The organism is Streptomyces sp. DH24 (assembly GCF_029813775.1).
Classification (GTDB): Bacteria; Actinomycetota; Actinomycetes; order Streptomycetales; family Streptomycetaceae; genus Streptomyces.
This window is the reverse complement of the sequence record NZ_JARVKW010000005.1, coordinates 71829-93850: the sequence shown is the minus strand read 5'-3', so window position 1 is coordinate 93850 and position 22022 is coordinate 71829. Positions and strand designations below refer to the sequence as shown.

The 22022-nt window shown below is 73.3% G+C and carries 11 protein-coding genes; 4 read left to right on the top strand and 7 right to left on the bottom strand.

Going from position 1 to position 22022, the window contains the following annotated elements; translation table 11 throughout:
• Nucleotides 1–98 precede the first annotated feature (98 nt).
• Complete coding sequence (locus QC282_RS05555) at nucleotides 99–1133, top strand: Gfo/Idh/MocA family oxidoreductase (RefSeq protein WP_279548062.1); 1035 nt, start codon at nucleotides 99–101, stop codon at nucleotides 1131–1133.
• Here the strand turns inward: QC282_RS05555 and QC282_RS05550 are convergent.
• The gene (locus tag QC282_RS05550; RefSeq protein ID WP_279548061.1) at nucleotides 1120–2763 is read right to left on the bottom strand and encodes an alkaline phosphatase; all 1644 of its coding nucleotides are present in this window, start codon (nucleotides 2761–2763) and stop codon (nucleotides 1120–1122) included. The two genes, QC282_RS05555 and QC282_RS05550, sit on opposite strands and share 14 nt — an antisense overlap.
• A gap of 133 nt (nucleotides 2764–2896) precedes the next feature.
• Between QC282_RS05550 and QC282_RS05545 the strand changes: the two genes are divergently transcribed.
• The gene (locus QC282_RS05545) at nucleotides 2897–3667 is read left to right on the top strand and encodes an SDR family NAD(P)-dependent oxidoreductase (RefSeq protein WP_279548060.1); all 771 of its coding nucleotides are present in this window, start codon (nucleotides 2897–2899) and stop codon (nucleotides 3665–3667) included.
• A gap of 298 nt (nucleotides 3668–3965) precedes the next feature.
• Here QC282_RS05545 and QC282_RS05540 read toward each other — a convergent pair whose 3' ends face one another.
• Entirely contained in the window at nucleotides 3966–4292 is a 327-nt protein-coding gene (locus tag QC282_RS05540) for a nuclear transport factor 2 family protein (protein ID WP_279548059.1), read from the bottom strand.
• Nucleotides 4293–4489: 197 nt separating this feature from the next.
• Here QC282_RS05540 and QC282_RS05535 point away from each other — a divergent pair, with 197 nt between their 5' ends.
• Nucleotides 4490–5035, top strand: coding sequence for a DoxX family protein (locus QC282_RS05535; RefSeq protein ID WP_279548058.1), 546 nt, complete (start codon nucleotides 4490–4492; stop codon nucleotides 5033–5035).
• Nucleotides 5036–5071: 36 nt separating this feature from the next.
• Nucleotides 5072–5473, top strand: a complete 402-nt coding sequence (locus tag QC282_RS05530) for a MazG-like family protein (protein WP_279548057.1) — start codon at nucleotides 5072–5074, stop codon at nucleotides 5471–5473.
• 519 nt (nucleotides 5474–5992) lie between these two features.
• Here QC282_RS05530 and QC282_RS05525 read toward each other — a convergent pair.
• The 5 genes from QC282_RS05525 to cmlS all read right to left on the bottom strand — a co-directional run bounded on the left by QC282_RS05525 (nucleotide 5993) and on the right by cmlS (nucleotide 21974).
• Nucleotides 5993–6724 (bottom strand): hypothetical protein, encoded by a 732-nt coding sequence (locus QC282_RS05525; protein ID WP_279548056.1) that lies wholly within the window; start codon nucleotides 6722–6724, stop codon nucleotides 5993–5995.
• Nucleotides 6725–6799: 75 nt separating this feature from the next.
• Nucleotides 6800–17713 (bottom strand): non-ribosomal peptide synthetase/type I polyketide synthase, encoded by a 10914-nt coding sequence (locus QC282_RS05520; protein ID WP_279548055.1) that lies wholly within the window; start codon nucleotides 17711–17713, stop codon nucleotides 6800–6802.
• Nucleotides 17673–18989 carry an MFS transporter gene (locus tag QC282_RS05515; protein ID WP_279548054.1) on the bottom strand — a complete coding sequence of 439 codons (1317 nt, stop codon included), beginning with the start codon at nucleotides 18987–18989 and terminating at the stop codon, nucleotides 17673–17675. The genes QC282_RS05520 and QC282_RS05515 overlap by 41 nt, the downstream gene beginning before the upstream one ends.
• Before the next feature lie 82 nt (nucleotides 18990–19071).
• Nucleotides 19072–20049: an aldo/keto reductase gene (locus QC282_RS05510; protein ID WP_279548053.1), complete on the bottom strand. Its 978-nt coding sequence runs from the start codon at nucleotides 20047–20049 to the stop codon at nucleotides 19072–19074.
• Nucleotides 20050–20255: 206 nt separating this feature from the next.
• Nucleotides 20256–21974 carry a chloramphenicol-biosynthetic FADH2-dependent halogenase CmlS gene (gene cmlS, locus QC282_RS05505; protein ID WP_279548052.1) on the bottom strand — a complete coding sequence of 573 codons (1719 nt, stop codon included), beginning with the start codon at nucleotides 21972–21974 and terminating at the stop codon, nucleotides 20256–20258.
• Nucleotides 21975–22022: the final 48 nt, after the last annotated feature.

Below are 22022 nucleotides of genomic sequence, written 5' to 3'. Positions count from 1 at the left end.
CCCTCCCTTTCCCTGTGATCCGCCACCTATGCTCTCAGCTCGGACGGACTGCTCGTACGCAGTGGCGAGGGTCACACGATCGAGGGTGGGGACCGGCAATGACGGAACGCAGCGTGCGCTGGGGGATCCTGGCGACCGGCGGGATCGCGGCGTCGTTCACGGCGGATCTGGTGGATCTGCCGGACGCGGAGGTCGTGGCGGTGGCGTCGCGCGCGAAGGAGTCGGCGCAGGCCTTCGCGGACCGGTTCGGCATTGCGCGGGCGTACGGCGAGTGGGAGTCGCTGGCGCGGGACGAGGACGTCGACGTGGTGTACGTGGCGACGCCGCACTCGGCGCACCGGGCCGCCGCTGGCCTGTGCCTTCGGGCCGGGCGGAACGTGCTGTGCGAGAAGGCGTTCACGCTGAACGCGCGCGAGGCGGCCGAGCTGGTCGCGCTGGCGCGGGAGCGCGGCAGCTTCCTGATGGAAGCGATGTGGATGTACTGCAATCCGCTGGTGCGGCGGCTGAAGGCGCTGGTGGACGACGGGGCGGTCGGCAAAGTGCGCAGTGTGCACGCGGACTTCGGGCTGGCGGGCCCCTTCCCTCCGTCGCACCGGCTGCGCGACCCGGCGCAGGGCGGCGGCGCGCTGCTCGACCTGGGCGTGTACCCGGTGTCGTTCGCGCAGCTGCTGCTCGGGGAGCCGTCGGACGTCACGGCGCGGGCGGTGCTCTCGGAGGAGGGCGTCGACCTCCAGACGGGGGCGCTGCTGTCGTGGGACAGCGGGGCGCTCGCCTCCGTGCACTGTTCCCTCGTGGGCGGTACGGCGACGTCCGCGTCCGTGACCGGGTCCCGGGGGCGGATCGACGTGCCGGGCGGGTTCTTCTTCCCGGACCGGTTCGTGCTGCACCGGGACGGCCGTGACCCCGAGGAGTTCACGGCCGACCCGGCGGACGGGCCGCGCGCCAGCCTCAAGCACGAGGCCCGCGAGGTGATGCGGGCGCTGCGCGCCGGCGAGACCGAGTCGCCGCTGGTGCCGCTGGACGGCACGCTCGCGGTGATGCGGACGCTGGACGCGATCCGGGAGCGGGTCGGCGTCCGTTACCCGGGCGAGGCACCGGAGGCCGACCCGGCGGCGGAGCTCATGCCGGCCTGAGCCCCGGCTCGCCCGCCTCGGTGACGAAGGACGCGGCCGTGGTGACCGGCGCCCCGGGCGTGGTCACGTACGGCACGGTCTTGAAGTCGGCGCGCGCCCGCTGCTGTCCGAGCGTGACGTTCACGTAGCCGCGGCGGCCGTTGTAGAACTTCAGGTGCGGGTTGGCCGTCATGTAGGTGTCCCAGTTCGCGGGCTTGTCGGCGCCGTCCTTTCCGCTGGTGATCGAGGTGGCGACGATCTCGGTGCCGCGGGTGCGGGAGGCCGGGTCGTCGAAGTCGTCCTTGATGTCGAAGGCGTAGCCGACGTGCACGTCGCCGGTGAGGACCATGAGGTTCTCGATGCCGGCGGCCTCGGCGCCGTCGAGGACGCGGCGGCGGGAGGCGCGGTAGCCGTCCCAGGCGTCCATCGACACGCGGGACGGCTCGGTGCGGTCGAACTTCCGCTGGGAGAAGACGACCTGCTGCGGTACGACGTTCCACAGCGCCCGGGAGGTGCGCCAGCCGTCGAGCAGCCAGCGTTCCTGCGTCTCGCCGGTCATGGTGCGCGCCGGGTCGTCGACCTCCGGGCCGGGCACCTTGGCGCCGTCGCCCTGCGCCTGGTTGGTGCGGTACTGGCGGGTGTCGAGGACGTCGAACTGGGCGAGCCGGCCCCAGTGCAGGCGGCGGTAGAGCTGCATGTCGGGGCCGCTGGGCCGCTGCGGGGTGCGCAGCGGCTGGTGCTCCCAGTAGGCGCGGTAGGCGGAGGCGCGGCGCAGCAGGAACTCCTCCGGCGGGACGCTGTTCTCGGGGGTGTCGCCGGCGTAGTTGTTCTCGGTCTCGTGGTCGTCCCAGGTGACGACGAAGGGGTGCGCGGCGTGCGCGGCCCGCAGGTCGGGGTCGGTCTTGTAGAGGGCGTAGCGCAGCCGGTAGTCCTCCAGCGTCACCGTCTCGCGGTTGAAGAGGGCCGGGAGGGTCCGGTCGGTGTAGTTGCGGGCTCCGCCGGCGGAGTTGACGGCGTATTCGTAGAGGTAGTCCCCGAGGTGGAAGACCACGTCGACGTCGTCGGCGGCGAGGTGGCGGTACGCCGTGAAGTGGCCGTCGTGGTACGCCTGGCAGGAGACGGCGGCGAGGGTGAGGCTTGCTGCGGCGCTGCCGGGCAGCGGGGCGGTGCGGGTGCGGCCGGTCTCGCTGATCCAGTCGCCCACGCGGAAGCGGTAGTAGAAGACGCGGTCGGCGTCGAGGTGGCCGACCTCGACGTGGACGGTGTGGTGGAACTCGGGGTGCGCGGTCGCGGCGCCGCGTCTGGCTATGCGGCGGAACCGTTCGTCGTGGGCCAGTTCCCAGTGCACGGTGACGCGTTCGGCCGGCAGGCCGCCGTCGGGCTGGTACGGGGCCGGGGCGAGCCGGGTCCACAGCAGCACGGAGCCGGGGAGCGGGTCGCCGGAGGCGACGCCGAGGGTGAACGGGTCGTCGGTGATCCGCCGGGCGTCGAGTTCCGCGGCGCTCGCCGCGCCGGCGGCGGGCAGGTTGACGGCGAAGGCCAGCGCGGCGGCGGCGCCGGTGACGGTCAGGAAGCGCCGGCGGCCGATGTGCCGGGCGGCGGCGCGGAGTTCGGGGTCGTGGTGCTGTGGCGTACGGGCCTCGGATGTCATCCGGTCCTCCCCTGTCGTTGGATGCAGGGGGCATTGGACTGACCGGGGACGACTCCTGGCTAGCGTGTGCACAACAACCGCATGTCGGCTGGGTGAGTTCCGGACGCCGGGCCCTCCCGTACGCTGCGGGCCCATGAATGCCATGCAAACGGACCGGAAGCCGCGGATCGCGGTGGTGACCGGGGCGGGTTCCGGTATCGGCCGCGCGGTCGCCGTGGAACTGCTGCGAGCGGGCTGGTCGGTGGCGCTGGCCGGCCGCCGGACGGAGACCCTTCGGCAGACGGCCGAGCTCGCGCCCGAGGGCACGACCCTGCCCGTCCGGACGGACGTGTCACAACCGGAGGACGTCGCCGCGCTGTTCGCGGCCACCGTGGACCGCTTCGGCCGGGTGGACCTGCTGTTCAACAACGCGGGGACGTTCGGGCCGGGCGGCGTGCCGGTCGAGGAACTGCCCTACGACGCCTGGCGGCACGTGGTGGACACCAACCTCAACGGCGCGTTCCTGTGCGCGCAGGCCGCGTACCGGCAGATGAAGGAGCAGGACCCGCAGGGCGGCCGGATCATCAACAACGGCTCGATCTCGGCGCACACGCCGCGCCCGCACTCGGTGGCGTACACGGCGACGAAGCACGCGCTGACGGGCCTGACCAAGTCGCTGTCGCTGGACGGGCGGCCGTACCGGATCGCGGTGGGTCAGATCGACATCGGCAACGCGGCGACGGACATGACGGCCCGGATGCAGACGGGAGCGCTCCAGGCCAACGGGGAGTTCGCGCCCGAGCCGGTGATGGACGTGGCCGATGTGGCGCGCACGGTGCGGCACATGGCGGAGCTGCCGCTGGAGGCGAACGTGCAGTTCGCGACGGTGCTGGCGACGGCGATGCCGTACGTGGGCCGCGGCTGAGCCGTCAGGCCTTCACGATCAGCACAAACGGATTTTGACCTTCCGCACCATTGCGGCCGGTCAAGGACCTATGCTCGACTCGTCTCCACCAGAACTTCACACTTGTGGCACTGACCTTCCGTCGGCGGTAGCGCCGTGACCGGCATTCGGCCGACGGGCTTTGGGGCCATTCCGAGGGGGAGGGCGGCAGTCGTTCCACCACACCGGGTGGGGGTGGACCTCGCGCGGAACCGCGGGGTACGCACCGGTGGGTGGAACGGCTGCCGTGCGACCGCCGGACGCGGCGGGGCCGGGGGCGTCAGGCCTGCCACGTCTCGAAGCGGGTGATGCGGCCGTCGTCGTCCACGGTGAAGTTCCACCGGGTGCGCATCTCGCCCCAGGTGTCGTTCCGGTAGCGGGCGACGAGCGAGCGCCCGCCGTTGGACTCGTTGTCCACCTGCAGGTGGCCGCGCGAGGAGAAGATCTCCCGGTCGACCCAGTCGGCGAGATCCCGGTCGGAGCCGTCGTCGGACATGGTCGCGCCCGGCGCGAGGAGCATCATGAAGCCCTCGCGGTCGTGCGAGTTGACCGCGTTGACGAAGGCCCGGACCGCGGGATCGCTCAGTTTGGCTGTCTGAATGGTCATGTGGGCAGCGTCACACCGGCCCCGGGACCCCGCCACCCGAACGGCGGTCCGGACGGGCCGGTCGGGTGGCGGGAGTGCGACGGTGGAACGGCACAGGGGCCGCACCACCCCCCTCGTGCCCCCGCGCGGACCACGTCCTGCTGACCCGCGTGGACGGACTACTTCCTGCTGACCCCGCACGGCGACCGGGAGACATCGTGACCTGTTACGACCGAGGCGATCTGGGCCTGCTGCTGCTCCGGCTGGGCGCGGGCGCCACCCTCGCGGCGCACGGCGCGCAGAAGCTGTTCGGCTGGTTCGGCGGCGGCGGCATCGAGGGCACCGGCCAGTTCATGGAGTCCGTCGGATACGCGCCGGGCACCGCAAGCGCCACCGCGGCCGGGATCGCCGAGCTGGGCGGCGGCACCCTGCTGGCGGTGGGCCTGGCCACGCCCGCCGCCGGCGCGGCGGCCGCGGGCGCGATGGCGGGCGCCGCCGCGGTCCACGCCCCCAACGGCTTCTTCAACCAGTCCGGCGGCTACGAGTACGCCGCGACCCTCGGCCTCACGGCGGCCTGCCTCGCCATCGCGGGCCCCGGCCGGATCTCCCTGGACCACGCGCTGGGCCACGCCGTCAACCGGGGCTGGATGATCCCGGCGGCCTTCGCGGTGACGGGCGCGGCCACGACCCTGGTGGTGGGGGCGCGCGTCCGCAGGCTGCGGCAGCGGCGGGAGGGCGAGCAGGAGGCGCTGTTCGAGGAGTAGGCCGGTCTTCGAGTCCGGCGTGGCAGGCTCGCCCGCATGACCGATCACGAGACGACGCAGACGGCGCCCACACCCGCGCCCGCGCCCGCCACCGACGACCTCGACCTCTGGTCCACGGTGGACGAGCTGTGGACCTGGCTGGACTCGCACCGCACCCACGAGGGCCGTGAGGGCCTGGTCCTGCGCATGCTGAAGCTGTCGGAGGAGGTCGGCGAGGTCGCCCAGGCGGTGATCGGCGCGACCGGCCAGAACCCGCGCAAGGGCGTGACGCACACCTGGGACGACGTCCAGGCGGAACTGTGCGACGTGATCTTCGCGGCGCTGGTGGCGCTGCGCACGCTCACCCCCGACGCGCGCGAGGTGTTCGCCCACCACCTGGCCAGAGTCCGCAACCGCTCCCTCACCAACGCCGACTCGCCGCGGCCACTGGACGGTTGACGGCGCGCACGCACAGGCGTTCCGGGCCGTGACCGCGCCGGGGCGGCGGACGTGGACGCGCGGCTGCGGCCGGCCAGCGAGCGGATCGTGCCGGCGTTCGCGTGACGCGAGGTCGCACCGGCCGGACCCGGACGTCCCGGACGTGGCGGGACCCGGGAGCGGTATCCAGCTCCCGGGCCCCTGGGGATGCCACCCAATTGCGCACGCCGGTGGCGTTTAAGAGGACGGATCAGTCATCAGGCCGTCGTGTTCTTCCTTTGAACTACCGCACCGCGCAGAGGTGCAGGAGAGATTCGAACTCCCATCCGACGGCGCTCGTCCGTCCCCGGTCGGACCGGCGATCGGCGGCGATGCTGAAACTGGAGCGAGAGTCTGAGATTGACACGGCCCCTTTCGGCGGGGCCGTTCTTCAGGCTGAGCGTCAGCTTCAGCTTGCGCTCCTCGCGCGGACCGGTCCTCAATCCCGCCCGCGCCGGGTTGCGCACCCCCGCTCGCACGCGGGGGCGATCATGGTGGGTGTCAGGCGAACAGGTAGCCGAACACCGCGTCGCCGACGCGCTGGTCGGTGACCTCGGCGCCGTTGGCCTCCTCACGGGCGAACTTCACGGCCTGCTGGAGCTTCTCGACCCGCTCGACCAGTTCGTTCACCCGTCGCGCGGGCAGCGCGCCGGAGAACTTCACGGTCGTCCAGTACCCGATGGGGACGTCCTCGTAGTACACCTCGACCTGCGCCGGGTGCTTCTCGGTCGCCTCCGCCTTGACGTGGTTGCGCGGTACCTTCTTCGTGCGGATGGTGCGCACCGGGTCGGTCTTCCACCAGTCCGTGGACGGATCGAGCGCCCAGGCCTCGGCGGCGTCGAGCACCGGGAGCTTCTTGACGAAGGCGTGCAGTTCGGTGAGCTGCTTCTCCAGGAACAGCAGGTAGCTCACGGGGACGTCGGCGACCAGGGTGCGCCCGTCGACCACGACGTCGGCGCGGGCCGTGCAGTTGGCCCAGTCCTTGGTGGCCGTCACGTCGAACAGCCGGGTCAGCGACGCCGACATCTCCCGCAGCACGTCCTCGGCCTTGACCTGCACCCGGGTCGACTCGGGCGGCAACTGCTCGCCCTCCTCGTCCTTGGGCTGGTAGGTCCGCGAGATCCCGGCGAGCAGCGCGGGCTTCTGCACCTTGTGCTGCGCGGCGTTGATGTCCTGGAGCGACTTGCTCTTGACGCCCTTTTCGACGGCGATGATCTGGTTGAGCTTCGGCACGTGATCCCCCTTGAAAACAGCAGGAACGTACCGCACGACGTCGAACACCCGCACGCCTTTTACGCTCCCCCGTCATCACGCGCCTCGTCCCGCCGGGCCCGGGTGGCCGGAGCCGGGCAGCAGGTCGCGCAGGGGTCGCCGGGGGTCTCGTACGGCTTCGTCCAGCAGTCCGGTCAGCTCGGTGCCCCAGGCTTCGACGGTCGTGTCCTCGAACAGATCCGTCGAGTACTCGAAGGCCACGGTCATGCCGTCGTCGTGCGGGGCCAGGGCCACGTACAGCTCGGTGCGGGCGACGCCGGTCATGGGCAGGCCACGGACGGTGGCCGACACCCCGTGCAGCTCCAGGGCGGGCGGCGGGGTGGTGACCACGGTGAACAGCACCTTGGGGAAGAGGCCGGCCGAGGTGCCGGGTGCGACCGCGTCGGCCACGTCGGTCAGCGGAAGTTCCTGGTGGTCGAGGACGGTGAAGAGGGTGGTGCCGAGCCCGCGCACCAGGTCGGCGAAGGTCTCGGCCTCCCGCAGACGGGCCCGCAGCAGGACGGCGTCGCCCAGCAGGCCGACCACGTCGGCGCGTTCGGGGCGCAGCCTGTTGGCGCTGGAAGCGGCCAGGACGAGGTCGGTGGACCGGTCCTGGCGGCGGGCGGCCCAGACGGCGAACACCGCCGCGAGCACGGCGTACGGCGTCGTGCCCAGCCGGCCGGCGGTCCGGTCGATCCGCTCGGTCAGGGAGCCGTCGACGGCCCAGGTGCGCAGGCCTCCCCGGCCGGACAGCGCGGGAGGCCGGGGGCGGTCGGTCGGCAGGTCCAGTCCGACGGGGACTCCCTCCAGTTCGGCCCGCCAGAACCGCTCCAGCTCCGCCCGGCGTTCGCCGCCGAGCCCGTGCTCCGTACGCGCGCAGTCCGTGAACTGGGCGGACGGTGGCGGGAGGGGGCAAGCGGTACCGAGGCGGCGGGCGTTGTAGAGCTCCTGCAGTTCGCGCCAGACGATCCCCATGGACCAGCCGTCGCAGACCGCGTGGTGCAGGACGGTCACCAGCGTCCAGCGCTCCGGGCCGAGCCGCGCCACCCGGAACCGGAACAGGGGAGCCCGCTCCATCGCGAAGGGGCGGGACGCCTGCTCCCGGCACCAGCGCTCCAGGACGGTCTCGTCCTCGGCGTGCCCGGACAGGTCGGTGACGGGTAGGTCCACGGGCACGTGGGCGAGCACCTCGACACGATGCTCGCCGTCGCGCACCGCCGCCCGGCTGCGCAGTGCGTCATGGCGTGCCACCAGGCTCTCCAGGGCGTGCCGGAGGTCCTCGACGACGAGGGCGCCACGCAGGTCGACGCGGTGCGCGACGTTGTAGACGCTGGGGTCGCGGCGTTCGTGGTGACGGCGCCAGAGCCTGCGCAGGGTGGAGGTCATGGGCACCACGTCCCCCACGTCACCGGCGGCGACGGTCCGTGGGCCCTCTGACGGGACGGCCGGGTCCGCACGGAGCTGCTCGAGCCTCGCGGCGACGCCACGGATCGTGGGAGCGCGGAAGAACTCGGCCATGGGCAGGGACAGGCCCAGCTCGGCGGCGATCCGGTTGACCAGCCGGATCGCGCTCAGGGAGTGGCCGCCCAACTCGAAGAACGAGCTGGTCACCGAGGCCCGGCCGAGGGCGAGTTCCGCGCACCACAGGTCGTGCAGGCCCTTTTCCAGGGGGGTGACGGGCCCGGCGCCGGTCTCCGGGGCCCTGCCTCCGGCCGCGGGCGCGGGCAGCGCGGCGCGGTCCAGCTTGCCCGACGCGTTGACCGGAAGGTGCTCCAGAGGTACCCAGTGACGCGGCACCAGATGGTCGGGGAGCACGGCGGAGAGCGCGGCGGGCAGCTCGCCGAGCTCCGCGGCCCCTGGCACGGGGACGACGTAGGCCACGAGTTCCATGTCGCCGTGCGGATCGCGGCGCGGCACGACCACCGCGTCCCGTACGCCGGGCAGGGCCGTCAACGCCGCCTGTACCTCGGCCGGTTCGACGCGATGGCCGCGGATCTTGACCTGGTCGTCGGCCCGGCCGCAGTACTGCAGGGCGCCGTCCGCACGCCAGCGACCGAGGTCGCCCGTCCGGTAGAGCACCCCGCCCGCGCCGTCGTCGAGGAACGCGGCGGCGGACTCCTCGGGCCGGGCATGGTAGCCGTGGGCGACAGGAACGCCGCCCACGTGGATCTCGCCGACGGCCCCCACCGGCACCTCCTGGCCCGCGTCGTCCAGCAGCCGGATGCGCGCGCCGGGCACCGGCGTGCCGATCGGTGGCCACTCCTCGCCGTCCGGATCGACCCGGTGGGAGGTGACGATGACCGAGGCCTCCGTGGGGCCGTACTGGTTGTACAGCGCGCAGCCCGGGTGCGCGGCGAGAAAGCGGCGGAAGGCGCCGGTGAGCCGGAGTGCCTCACCGGCCGAGAACAGCTCGCGCAGAGACGGCAGTCGGGGGTCCGTCCCGATGAGGTACCTCAGCGGCGTGCAGGGCATGAACATCCGCTGCACCTCGTGGCGGCGGACCGTCTCCGCCACGGCCGCGGGGTCGTACCTCGCCGCGTCGTCGATCAGAACGAGTGCGGCCCCGGAGGCCAGCGTGGTGAAGATCTCCTGCACGCTGACGTCGAACGCGGGCGAGGTCCATTGCAGGGTGCGCAGCGCGGGATGCCGCCGGAGGTGTCCGCCGACGAGGTTCACGGGGCCGCGGTGCGGCACGACGACGCCCTTGGGGCGGCCGGTCGAGCCCGAGGTGTAGATGCAGTACGCGGGGTCCTCGGGCCGGGCCTCGTCCTCAAGGGGGCCGGCCGGAAGGGCGTCGTCGGGCTCGTCGGCCAGGTGCACGGGCAACCGCGTCGCCAGGTCCGGGTGCCGGGCGAGGCCGGCGTCGGAGGTGAGCAGCAGGACGGGTGCGCCGTCGTCGAGGAGCGCGGTCAGCCGCGGGGTGGGCACGGACGGGTCGAGGGGCAGGTACGCGGCCCCGCTCTTGAGCACGGCCAGCAGGGCGGTGATCAGCCGCGGGCCGCGCGGCAGCAGCACCGCCACGCGCTGTCCCCGCCCCGCGCCCCGGTCGCGCAGCAGCCGGGCGAGCCGGTTGGCGCGGGTGTCCAGCTCCCCGTACGACAGGCACTGGTCGTCGCCGATCAGCGCGGCGGCGTCCGGGGTCCGGCGCGCCTGCCTCTCGAAGAGGCCGTGCAGGGTGTCCCCGGCGCCGGGCAGCGGTGCGCGCGGGTGCCCCAGCCGCGCCAGGGTCGTACGGTCGGCGGTCGTGACGGCGGTCAGGCCGGCGAGCGGTGCGCCCGGGTCGTCGAGGGCGCGGCGGAGCACCTGCTCGACGTAGTCCACGAAGCGGCGCACGGTGGTCTCGTCGAAGAGGGCCGTGTCGTACTCGACCATGAAGCGCAGGCCCTCCGCGTGGTGCGTCAGGTAGACGCTGAGGTCGAACGGGGCGCGGGCGCTCGGCACGTCGAGCAGCGTGGCCGTCAGCCGCGGCGGATCGAAGTCCACCCTGCCCTCGTTCTCGTACTCCACCATCACCTGGAACAGCGGGTTCAGTCCCGGGTCGCGGTGCGGGTTCAGCGCGCCCACCAGCTCGTCGAAGGGGAGGCCGCGGTGCTCGTACGCCGCCGTGCTGCCGTCGCGCACCCGGCGGAGCAGCGTCGGGAAGTCCGGGTCGCCGGTGAGGTCCACACGCAGCGGCACCGTGTCGAGGAACAGGCCGACGTGGTGTCCGGCGTCGGCGGGGCGGGCGGCGACCGCGGTGCCGATCACCACGTCCCGCTGTCCGGCGAACCGGCCGAGTACCGCGCCGATGGCACCGGTCAGCGTCATGAAGAGGGTGGCGCGGTGTCCGGCGGCGAACGAGCGGAGCCTGCCGACGAGTTCGGCGTCCAGGGCGTGGCTGAGGCTCGCGCCCGCCCCGGACCTGACCGGCGGGCGGGGCCGGTCGGTGGGCAGGGCGAGGACCGGGGCCTCGTGGAGCGTACGCCGCCAGTGGTCGAGGCAGGCGGCGCGTTCGGCGGCGTCCGGCCGCTCGGGCGGGGGCGGTTCGGCGAGCGGCGGCAGTCCGGGGTCGGCGTCGCCCCGGGTGCGGGACCGGTAGAAGGCGGCGAGGTCGTGCGCGAGGACGGCCGTGGAGGAGGAGTCGAAGACGATGTGGTGTGCCAGCAGGAAGAGCAGGTGTCGTCGCTCCGACAGGCGCAGCAGCCGGGCGGTCACCAGCGGCCCGGTGGCCAGGTCGAGGATCCGGCGCCCCTCGGTCCGCAGAGCCGCCCGCAGGGCCTCTTCCTCGGTCGCCCCGGTGTGGTCGTCGACCGGGCAGTCGAGCGGGACGCTGTCGCGTGTCTCCTGGTACGGCACTCCGTCCCGGTCACCGAACACCGTGCGCAGCGCGGGATGCCGGTCCGCGACTCGCTGGAGTGCCCATCGCAGCGCGGACACGTCGAGTGGCCCGTCGAGGCGGACGGCCTTGGGCTCGTGGTACATGCTGGTGCCCGGGTGCAGCCGCTCCAGGAACCAGATGCGGCGCTGGGCGGGTGTGAGCGGCATGCGCCGCGGCACGGCGGGCGCCGCCGGCTCCCCCGGCCGGCCGGTCCGCTCACGACGCCGGACCCGGTCGAGCACGGGCAGCGCGGCCAGGACCTTCTCCTTCGGCACGCCGAAGTCCACGAAGCAGGCGATCTCGTCCGCTCCCGCCTCCACCAGGCGGCGCACGGTCTCGGCGGCCGTGTGCTCGTCACCGATCAGGGCGCGTGAGGCGCAGTAGCGCTCGTAGGCGCGTCCGAGCAGGAATTCCACGTCCTCCTCGGGGGTGTCCGCCAGGTCCACGTCGAAGCCGAGGCTGTTCGTCACCTGGTCGAACAGGGAGAGGGACGAGCGCAGGTAGGACACGAAGGGGCGGTACGCCTCGGCCCGGGCGCGCTCCGCGTCCTCGGCGAGGTAGGTGTGCACCAGGACCACGACGCGTCCCGCCGCCGGGTCGAGACCGTGCTCGGCGCGGGTGCGCCGGTACAGCGCGACGTTCTCCGCCAGTTGCCCGACGGTCTGCGTCATCAGGTTGGTGACCACGCCGAGGCCCTCGGCGGCCGCCCGGCGGTAGCTGTCCGGGTTGCTCACGACGGCCGCGTACAGGGGGAGTTCGTGCTGTACGGGGCGCGGGTGCAGACGGATGTCCACGGGCTCGCCGTCGCCCGCCGTCACCGTCACGGGCTGACCGGACCAGAGCCGCCGCACGGTCGCCATCTGCTCGTACATCACCTCGCGGTGCCGGCCGAAGTGCTGTGGTGCGAGCGCGAAGTCGGTGGCGTGCCAGCCGCTCGCGAAGCACAGACCCGCCCGGCCGCCGGAGATGTTGTCGACGACCGACCACTCCTCGGCGACCCGGACGGGGTGGTGGAGCGGCAGCACGACGGAGCCCGCGTGCAGCCGGATCCGGCTGGTCCGCGCCGCGAGCGCCGCCGCGAGCACGGAGGGGTTGGGGAAGAGCGCGCCGAAGGAGTTGAAGTGCCGCTCGGGGAACCACAGGGCGTGGAATCCGTTCCGGTCGGCGAACTCCGACGCCTCCATGATCAGCGCGTACTTGTCGTGCGCGGCGTCGTCGGGGTAGTCACCGAAGAAGTAGAGGCTGACATCGCATCCCGTGGGGGTCACGGGTACGGGGCGCGGCGTCGCGGCCGGGACCGGGACCTGGGCATGGGCCGGGCCCTGGCGCAGGGCCGGGACTTGGCGCGGGGCCGAGGGCGTCAGGGCCGCCGACACCGGGTCCGGGGTGACGGCGGGCGGCTGCGTGGCGGCGGCGCCGAGCGCGTCGAGTTGCCGGGAGATCACGTCGCTCACGCCGGCGACGAGCTGCTCCGCGAGGCTCAGTTGCCGGGCGAACAGGGCATGGAGTTCCGCGGACGCTTCGGGCGCCGGAGGGGCTGCGGACGCTTCGGGCGCCGGAAGGGCCGTGGGTGCCGGAAGGGCCGCGGGTGCCGGAAGGGCCGCGGGTGCCGCCGCTTGCCGCGGGTCCGAGTTGCGGGTAGCGGGTTCGCGAGGCGTCCGCGCAGCCAGGCGTTCGGCCAGCCTGCGCGGGGTGTCGGCGGAGTCGAACAGCTCCCGGACCGGTACGCGTACCCCGTGTCGCCGTTCCAGTTCCGTGGTCATGCCCATCAGGGAGAGCGAGTCGGCGCCCAGGTCGAAGAACGAGCTGTCGGGCAGGACGTCCGCGGTGTCCCTGCCGAGCTTGTCGGCCGTCAAGTTCCGTACGGATTCGAGGAGTTCTTCGGACATGACGGACGGCTCCGGGTCGGTGGGGCGGTGCGTGGGAGGTTCGGGCGCCCGTGCGACGCCGGACGCGCGGGCTGCCGGGAACGCCACGACGCGTCGCCGCTGCGGGTGCCCCGGTAAGGGCACCCGGCCCCCGTCGGGCGTCAGCGCGCGCCAGTCGAGTTCGGCTCCCCTGCGGTACAGCGAGCCCAGCGCGGTGAGCAGCCCGTGCACCTGGCCCGCCGCTCCGTCGTCCTGTCCCTGGCCGCCCAGCCAGCGGCTCGCGGGGACGCAGTGTCTGCCGAGGCCGGTGAGTGTGTTCCCCGCCCCGATCTCCACGAAGTCCTCGCACCCCTGCGCCGCCGCCGCGGCCATGGCCAGGTCGAAGCGGACCGGCTCCCGTGCCTGGCGGCAGAGGTGGTCCGCGTCGGCCTGCCAGCCGGCCGGGCGCACCTCTCCGTCGACCGCGGTCACGAGCGGAGTGCGCAGCGGGCCGTACGCCGCCTTCTCGGCGTGGAGCCGGAAGGCGCCCAGCGCCGGTTCGATCGCGGCCGAGTGGAACGCCCGGTCGACGGGCAGCGACCGCCACCGCAGCCCTTCCCGGTCGCACCGGCGTGCCGCCTCGTTCAGGGCCTGCGGCCCGCCGGAGATCACGTGGGCGCGCGGGCCGTTGACCGCGGCCACTTCGGCACCGGCGGCTCGTGCGACGCGCTGCGCGGTGCGCGCGTCGGCGCGGACGGCGAGCAGGCCGCCGGGTGGACAGGCCGTGTGCATCAGCCGCCCACGGTACGCGGTGAGGCGCAGCCCGTCCTCCAGCGTCAGGCCGCCTGCCGCGTACAGCGCCGCGAACTCGCCGACGCTGTGGCCGAACAGCAGCGCGGGGCGGATGCCGACGGCGCGCCACAGGTCGGCGAGAGCCGCCTGATGGGCGAACAGGGCCGCCTGGGCGGTCTCGGTGGGCCAGACCTCGCTCCCGGTCGCGTCCTCCTCCAGCAGGTCCGGCAGCAGGGTGCCGCCGAACTCGCCGGCGTAGATCTCCTCGCACCTCTGGAGCGTCCGCCGGGCGGTGGGAAACGCGTCGTACAGGCCGCTCGCCATGCCGCGCCGTGCGCTGCCCTGCCCGGCGAACGCGAAGGCGAGGGGCCCGAGCGGAGCGGCCGGCGCGGGCTGCGGCTCGTCCAGGGCGCGCGCGAGTTCCCCGGCGGTGCGGCCGACCGCCACGGTGCGTGCCGCGCGGTGCGGTCTGCCGAGTGCCAGGGTGGCGGCCACGTCGACGGCCCGCAGGTCCGGCCGTTGCCGAAGCCGGTCGCGGAGCCTGCCCGTGAGCTCCTCCAGCGCCCCGGCGTCACGGGCCGACACCGGTACGAGCACGGGGAGTTCGGGTGCGGGTGCGGCCGTCGAAGTCGCGGGCGGGGCCTCCTGGAGCACCACATGGGCGTTGGTGCCGCCGACGCCGAGGGCGCTGACGCCGGCCCGGCGCGGCACGCCCTCCGGCACCGACCACGGCCGCAGTTCGGTGGCCAGCGTCAAGGTGCCGCCGTCCAGGGGCAGTTCGGGGTTGGGGCGGGTCAGGTGCGGCGTCGGCACCAGGGTGCGGTGGCGCAGCATCAGCACGGTCTTGATCAGACCGGCCATTCCGGCGCACGAGTCGAGATGCCCGATGTTCGGCTTCACCGAGCCGACGGCGCAGGGTTGCGCGCGCCGGGTTCCTTCGCCGAGCGCCCTGTCGAGCGCCTCCAGTTCCACGGGGTCGCCGAGCCGGGTGCCGGTGCCGTGGGCCTCCACGTACGAGATCGTTTCCGCGGGCACGGCCGCTCGGCGCAGGGCCTGGCGTACGACCTCGGCCTGTCCCGCGACGCCGGGCGCGCTGAAGCCGACCTTGCGGGCGCCGTCGTTGTTGACGGCGGAGCCCAGGATCACCGCGTGGACGGTGTCGCCGTCGGCCAGCGCCAGGTCGAGGCGCTTGAGCAGGACGGCGGCCACGCCGTTGCCGCCCACGGTGCCGTCGGCATCGGCGTCGAAGGCCCGGCAGCGTCCGGTGGGAGACAGGATCGATCCGGCGTGGCTGCGGTAGCCGGTCTCCTGGGGCAGGTGCACGGCGGCGGCGCCGGCGAGCGCCAGGTCCGCGTCGCCGTTGAGCAGCGCCTGGACGGCGAGGTGCACGGCGACCAGCGAGGTGGAGCAGGCGGTCTGCACGCCGATGGCCGGTCCGGTGAGCCCGAGGCGGTAGGCGACCCGGGTGGCGAGGAAGTCGGGCTGCCGGCCGATGGCCGCCTGCATGCCGGCGGCGGGGTCCGGCCCGCCGTACGGCTCGTCCGGTGCGCCGGTGACGGGCGGCTGCTGGTGGTCGTAGAGGTTCATGCCGGACCCCGCGAACACGCCGATCCTGGCGCCCGGTCCGGCGGCCGCGTATCCGCCCTGCTCCAGAGCCTCGTGGCAGCATTCCAGGAACAGCCGGTGCGCGGGGTGGGTCAGCTCGGCCTCTTTGGGGCTGATGCCGAAGAAGTCCGGGTCGAATTCCCCGACGCCGTCGAGGACTCCGGCGACGGGCACGAGGCCGGGGGCGTCCCGCTCTGGCCGGGCCGGGTCCGCCGCCGCGAGTTCCTCCTCGCCGAAGACCCGGACGCTGTCCACACCGTCGCGCAGGTTGGCCCAGAACCGCTCCGGGGTGTCCGCTCCCGGGAAGCGCAGCGACAGCCCGACGACCGCGACGCGCTGGTCGGCGTGGTCCGGCGGGGCGGCACCGGCGGGCACCGGCTCCGCCCGCGCCCCGGGGGCGCCGGACAGATGCGCGGCGAGCGCGCCGGCCGTCGGATGTTCGAAGAACGCGGTCTGCGCGATCGGTGTCCCCAGCCGTTCCTCCAGCCGGGTCCGCAGGCGCACCAGGAGCACGGAGGTCAGGCCGAGTTCGTAGAACGGCAGACCCGTGTCGACCGGGCGGCCGAGCACGGCGGTGAGTTCCTGCTCCACGGCCCGTGTCACCGCGTCCGGGTGCGGCCGTACGGCCGGGTCCGGCGGCCCGGCCGTGTCGAAGGCGCCGCTCATCAGCCGGTCCCGGAGCTCCGCGCGGCGCACCTTGCCCGCGGGCGTCCTCGGGAACTCGTCCTCCGGAACGGACACCACGCGGGCGGCGGTGAGCCTGAGCCGGGTGAACAGCGCCGCCTTCACCTCGCCCGCGATGCGCGCGTCCTCGGCGGCGCCGCGGCTGACGAAGAGCACGGCCAGTTCCTCGGTGCCGCCGTCCGGGTGCCCGATACCGCAGGCGGCCACCTCGCCCTGCCGGACGCCCGCGACGGCGGTGGCGGCCTCTTCGACCTCGTGACAGTAGACGTTGTTCCCGTTGAGGATGATCACGTCCTTGCGCCGGCCGGTGATGACGACCTGATCGCCGTCGAGGAACGCCAGGTCTCCGGTGTCCAGCCAGTCCCGTCCGGCGGGGAAGGCCGCCGCGTCCGCCTCCGGGTTGTTCACGTAGCCGGGGGTCAGGCGCGCGGGCGAGTGGACCTGGAGGCGTCCGATCCGGCCCGGGGGCGCGAGGTCGCCGCCGTCGTCGACGATGCGCAGGGTCACGCCGTGCGCCGGGGAGCCGCAGGCGACGAAGGTGACGCACTGGTCTTCCGGGGTCTGTTCGCCGGCCCGTGTCAGGTCGCCGTTCAGGCTGCTCTTGAGCAGTCGGTGCACGGTGCCGGGCCGGTCGAGCCGGCCGTAGGTGGCGGCCGTCACCGTTTCGGCCATGCCCCACACCGGGACGATGTGTCCCTCGCGGATGCCGTACGGGGCCGTCGCGTCGAGGAAGCGGCGCAGCACCGGCAACGCGATCCGTTCGCCCCCGCACACCAGGGACTTGAGGCCGCCGAGCCGCCAGGGGCCCGCCCGGTCCTCCTCCGGCCGCTCGGCGAGCGCGTCGGCGACGAGCTGGTAGGCGAAGGTCGGTGCCCAGCTGTGCTGCGCCCGGTGCTCGTCGAGGAGGTCGAGCCAGCGCAGCGGGTCGGCCAGGATCACCTCGGTCGGTGTGTGGACGTTGGTGCAGCCGGTGAAGACCGCGAGGACGTGGTACAGCAGGAAGGCGCCGCTGTGGTCGAGCGGCAGCCAGTTCACCATGGTGTCGGCCGGGCGCACGTCGAGGATGCGCCGGGTGCTCGCCGCGAAGTCGGCCAGGCCCGCGTGTGTCAGCCGCGCGGCCTTGGGCAGACCGGTGCTGCCGGAGGACAGCATCAGCAGGGCGGTGTCCGACGCGTCCGGCTCGACGTGGTCGGCGGCGGGCGACGTGCCCAGGCAGTCCCGTGCGACGGCGACGCGCAGCCCGGGGGCGGCCCGGGTCAGCACCGCCGCGCCGGCCTCGTCACCGAGTACCAGCGGCCGGTCCAGCAACCGGGCGGCGTTCAGGAGCCGTTCGAGGGCCGGTGAGCCCGGCGCGGGAGACTCGGCGACGGCCACGGGCCTGGCACCGCCGAGCACACAGGCCCAGAAGGCGGGGAAGAACTCGCCGGGCGGCAGCCCGCAGAGCACCACCCCGTCGCCGGGGCGCACCCCGTGCTCACGCAGTCCGGTGAGCAGCCGCCGTGCCCGGTCGAGCAGTTCGGGGTAGGTCTGGGTGACCGTCGTGCCGTCCGCCGCGACGGTGACCACGGCTCCGCCGGACGGGGACCGCGCGGCGCGCAGCAGCGCTTGCACGGCGTCACGCGGATCGTCGTCGGTGTGTTCCGGCTCAGGCCCCCGGCTGAGTGTTTGCCCCCGTAGGCGCTCCATGCGCTCCCCCATCCTTTCCGTCTGCTCCGCTCTTGGGTGACTGTGGTTCGCGCGCGCCGCGCCGCCCGACGGTGCACAGCAGCAGAGTCAGCGCCCCGCACATGGCCGCGCCGTGGAAGGCGGCCACCACGGCCGGGGCGGCGAACGTCTCCAGAGCGGCCGCGGCGGCCACCGTGCCCAGCGCGAACCCGGACTGCTCCGCCGTGGCGGACAGGCCGAACAGCCGGCTGCGCTGCCGGTCGGGGACGGCCTGCAGGCGGGAGGTGTAGACGATCTCGGTCCAGCCGTCCGCGAACCCGGCCGACAGGGCCGCCACGGCCGCCACGAACGCGGGCAGGCCCAGGAACGCGGCCACGAACGAGAGGGACATCGCGCAGGTGCCGACCGCGAACGCGCGCTCGCCCCAGGCCGCTTCCCGCCGACTGCGGCGGAGCACGAGGTGAGCGAGGACGGTCCCCACCGCCCACGCGGTCCAGAACCGGGTCATGGCCACGGCGGGCTGGTCCGGGTGTGTCGCGTTCGCGACCACGGGGAGCGCCACGTTGTGCGAGGCGGACGCCAGGGCGTCGACGCCTCTGAGGAGGATCATGCCGAACAGCAGGAGCGGCACACCCGCCGCGGCGCGGCGCAGGCGCGGGCCGCGGACTTCGCCGTGCGGGGATGCGGCCTCCCCGCGGTCCCCGGGAGCCGCCGGCGGCTGTGGTCCGGTGTCGTCGGTGCGCGGTCGCAGCATCAGCACCGCAGCGGCGGACACCGCGAAACTGGCGCCGTTGATAGCGAAGGCGACGGCGAAGCCGCCGTATCCGATCACCGGGGCGGCCGAGGCGAACCCGAGCACGGTGGCGAGGGATCGCGTCGCCACCAGCAGCCCGTTGGCCCGGACCCGGGACTCCTGACCGACCATGACCGGGATCGCGCTGCGCAGCGAGACGTTGAACCAGGTGTTCCCCGCCCCCAGCACCACGACGGCTCCCGCGAGCAGCCACAGGGGCGTGTCCACGGCCCACAGCGCCAGGACGGCCATGGCGGCGCCCTGGGCGAGGTCGGTGCAGATCATCACGGTCCGCCGGCCGGCCCGGGCCGACAGCGCCCCGGCGGCGAGGCCGGCCAGGAAGCCGGCGCCAAGCCGCAGGGCCATCACGGCGCCGACGCCGAAGGCGGTACCCGTGATCTCGTAGGAGAACAGCCCCAGCGCGATCAGGTTCAGGTAATTGCCGTACGTGGACACGGCATGGGCGGACGCGAGCGCGAGGAAGCGTCGGTCGACACCCTTCACTGCGCCTCCTCGCGACAGTTCGGTCCGCTCCGGCAAGGGTGCTCGGCCATCTCGCTCCCCCGGGGCTTCGGGGCCCGGCCGTTCAGAGCCCCATCAGCTCCATCTGCTCGGCCGTGTGGTGGTCGCCCGACGCCGTCGGGAGGTTGTCGAGGCGGGCGGTCTGCGCCTCGGTCAGTTCGACGGTGTCGGCCGCCGTGTTCTCCTCGACGCGGGTCACGCGCCGGGTGCCGGGGATGGGGACGATGTCGTCGCCCTTGCCGAGCAGCCAGGCCAGGGCGACCTGGGCCGGTGTCGCCCCGGCCTCGTCGGCGACGGCCTCGACCTCGTCGGCGATGCGCTGGTTGGCGCGGAAGTTCTCCGCCAGGAAGCGGGGGTTGGTGGCCCGCAGGTCGCTCTCGTCGAAGCCGTCCGTGGAGCGGACCGTGCCGGTGAGGAAGCCATGGCCCAGCGGCGAGTAGGCCACGAAGCCGATGCCCAGTTCCCGCAGGACGGGCAGGACGTCCGCCTCCGGGTCGCGGGTCCACAGGGAGTACTCCGACTGCAGCGCGGTGACCGGGTGCACGGCGTGGGCGCGGCGTATCGTCCCGGCGCCGGCCTCGGAGAGTCCGATGTGGCGGATCTTGCCCTCGGCGACCAGCTCGGCGAGGGCGCCGACGGTGTCCTCGATGGGCGTGTTCGGGTCGACACGGTGCTGGTAGCAGAGGTCGATGTGGTCGGTTCCGAGGCGCCGCAGCGAGCCCTCGACGCTGGTGCGGATGTTGGCGGGGGTGCTGTCGGGCACGCCGGGGCCGCCGCCCGCGTGGGAGACCAGACCGAACTTGGTCGCCAGCACGACCTCGTCACGGCGGCCCCTGACCGCCCGGCCGATGAGTTCCTCGTTGGTGTACGGCCCGTAGATCTCGGCCGTGTCGAGCAGGGTGACGCCCAGCTCCAGCGCCCGGTGCACGGTGCGGATCGACTCGGCGTCCGTCGTGCCCGATCCGGTGTAGCCGAAGGACATCCCCATGGCGCCCAGACCGATGCGGGACACCTCCAGGTCTCCCAGCTTGATGTACTTCACGCGTCTCTCCGGTGGTCGGAATCCTGTTCCGGTGCCCGGCCCGGGTGCTGGGCCGGGGCTGTCCGGGGGCGGGTCGCTGTCTCGTCGGTGCTCATGGACGCCCGGCCGGTCGGGCCACCGTCCGGCCTGTGCCGGCGCGCGGTCGCGCGGTGACCGGGCGGTGGCCGCGGTCGCCCCGGCGCGTCACCGGCCGGGGCCCGGCCCGGTCACACCTCGTACTCGACGCCGACGCCGCCGAAGTGCAGCCGGCCCTGGACGAGGACCTTGTCGCCGTTCTTGTCGTATCCGGTGAGCAGGCCGGCCTCCATGAGCCGGAGCACGATCTGCGTGCTGAGTTCCTTCCTGCCCACGCCGCCGAGCCGCTTGACGAGCGTCTTGTACCCGAACTCCTCCTCGGCGAGGTCCTGGAAGACCTGCCGGACCTCCTCGTCCATGGAGTACTGGGCCATGTCCAGGCCGTCCTGGTTGGCGAGGATCTCGCGCTGTTCGAGGCGGAAGCTCAGCGGCTCGACCCGGTAGTGCGGCTTCAACAGCACCTTGCCGCCCGTCCACTGGAACCGGGTGATGCTGTTGAGTCGCTTGGTCAGGTCGCTGATCCAGCGCACCCGCGCGGCGTTCAGCTCGTCCTCGGAGAAGTCGTCGCTGAGCTCCGGGCGCTGGTGCCTGCCGATGGAGATCATCGTGGCCGCCCGGTCGCGGAAGTCCGCCACCGACGGAGCGTCGTCGTCCTGGTCGTGGGTCACCAGCTTCTCGAACCACTTCTTGCGGCTGAGGCGGTCGTCGTCGGACTCGTTGATCCGGCGCTTGCGCCAGAACTCGGAGTCCGGCTCGGTGAAGGACGCGAACGTGTAGAACGACGCCAGGAACTCGTGGTACTGCTCGTAGGCGTCGCGGTAGGTGCGGTTGTACCAGGCGTGCACGGCGTCGCGCTCGTCCTCGTTGCGGGTGATCCGGTCGATCGCCGCGGCCGCGGAGACGGCCGACTGCGAGGCGAGGTGCACGCCCTGGGAGAACAGCGGGTCGGTGAAGCACGCGGCGTCGCCGCACAGGAAGTAGCGGTCGGCGGAGAACACCTCGGTGTCGTAGGACCAGTCGTGCACGATCCGGACCTCGTCGACCTGGTCCGCGCCCGCCAGCAGGCCGGTGGCCTGGGGGCACTTCGCGAGGGTGGTCCGGTAGAACTCGTCGGCCCCCATCTCCCGCACCTCGGCGGACTTGGAGCGGTCGACCACGAGCCCGACGCTGTAGAGGTCGTCCTTGATCGGGATCATCCAGACCCAGCCGTCCTCGAAGGTGATCGAGTACGTCGTGCCCTTCAGGTCGCCCGTGAAGGGGTCCTCCTTCTTGAAGTAGGACCAGACCGCGAAGTTCTTGTAGAACTCGTCGTACCTGCGCACGCCGAGCTTGCGGACCAGCGGCCCGCCCGAGCCGCCCGCGTCGATGACGAAGTCGCCCTCGACCGTCGTCGTACGGTCGCCCTGGCGTACCGTCAGGGTCACGCCGTCGGGACGGGACAGATCCACGTCCGTCACGGTGGCCTCCTCGACGACCGTGACCCCGCGGCTTCTGGCCTCGTCCAGCAGGAGCTGGTCGAACTCCTCGCGCTTGACCTGGACGGCGTGGTCGAAGACCCACGGCGTGACCTTCGGCGCCGCGAACGAGAAGGTCCAGGGCGCCTGGTCCTGTCCCCAGAGGAAGGTCGCCGAGGGCTTCTTCACGTAGTTCTGGGCGTCGATCCTCTCCTGGAGCCCGAGCCGGTTGAGGATCGACATCGTGCCGGGCAGCAGGGACTCACCGATGCGATACCGAGGGAATTTGGTCCGCTCGTAGATCGCGACGTCGTGGCCGAGCTTGTTCAAGGTGAGGGCCGCAACGCATCCGGCGGGACCGCCGCCGATGATCGCCACCTTCGATCGTGCCATCATGATCTCCCTGGTACGGACTCGTGGAGTCGCGCGCCGAGCCGGCCGCGC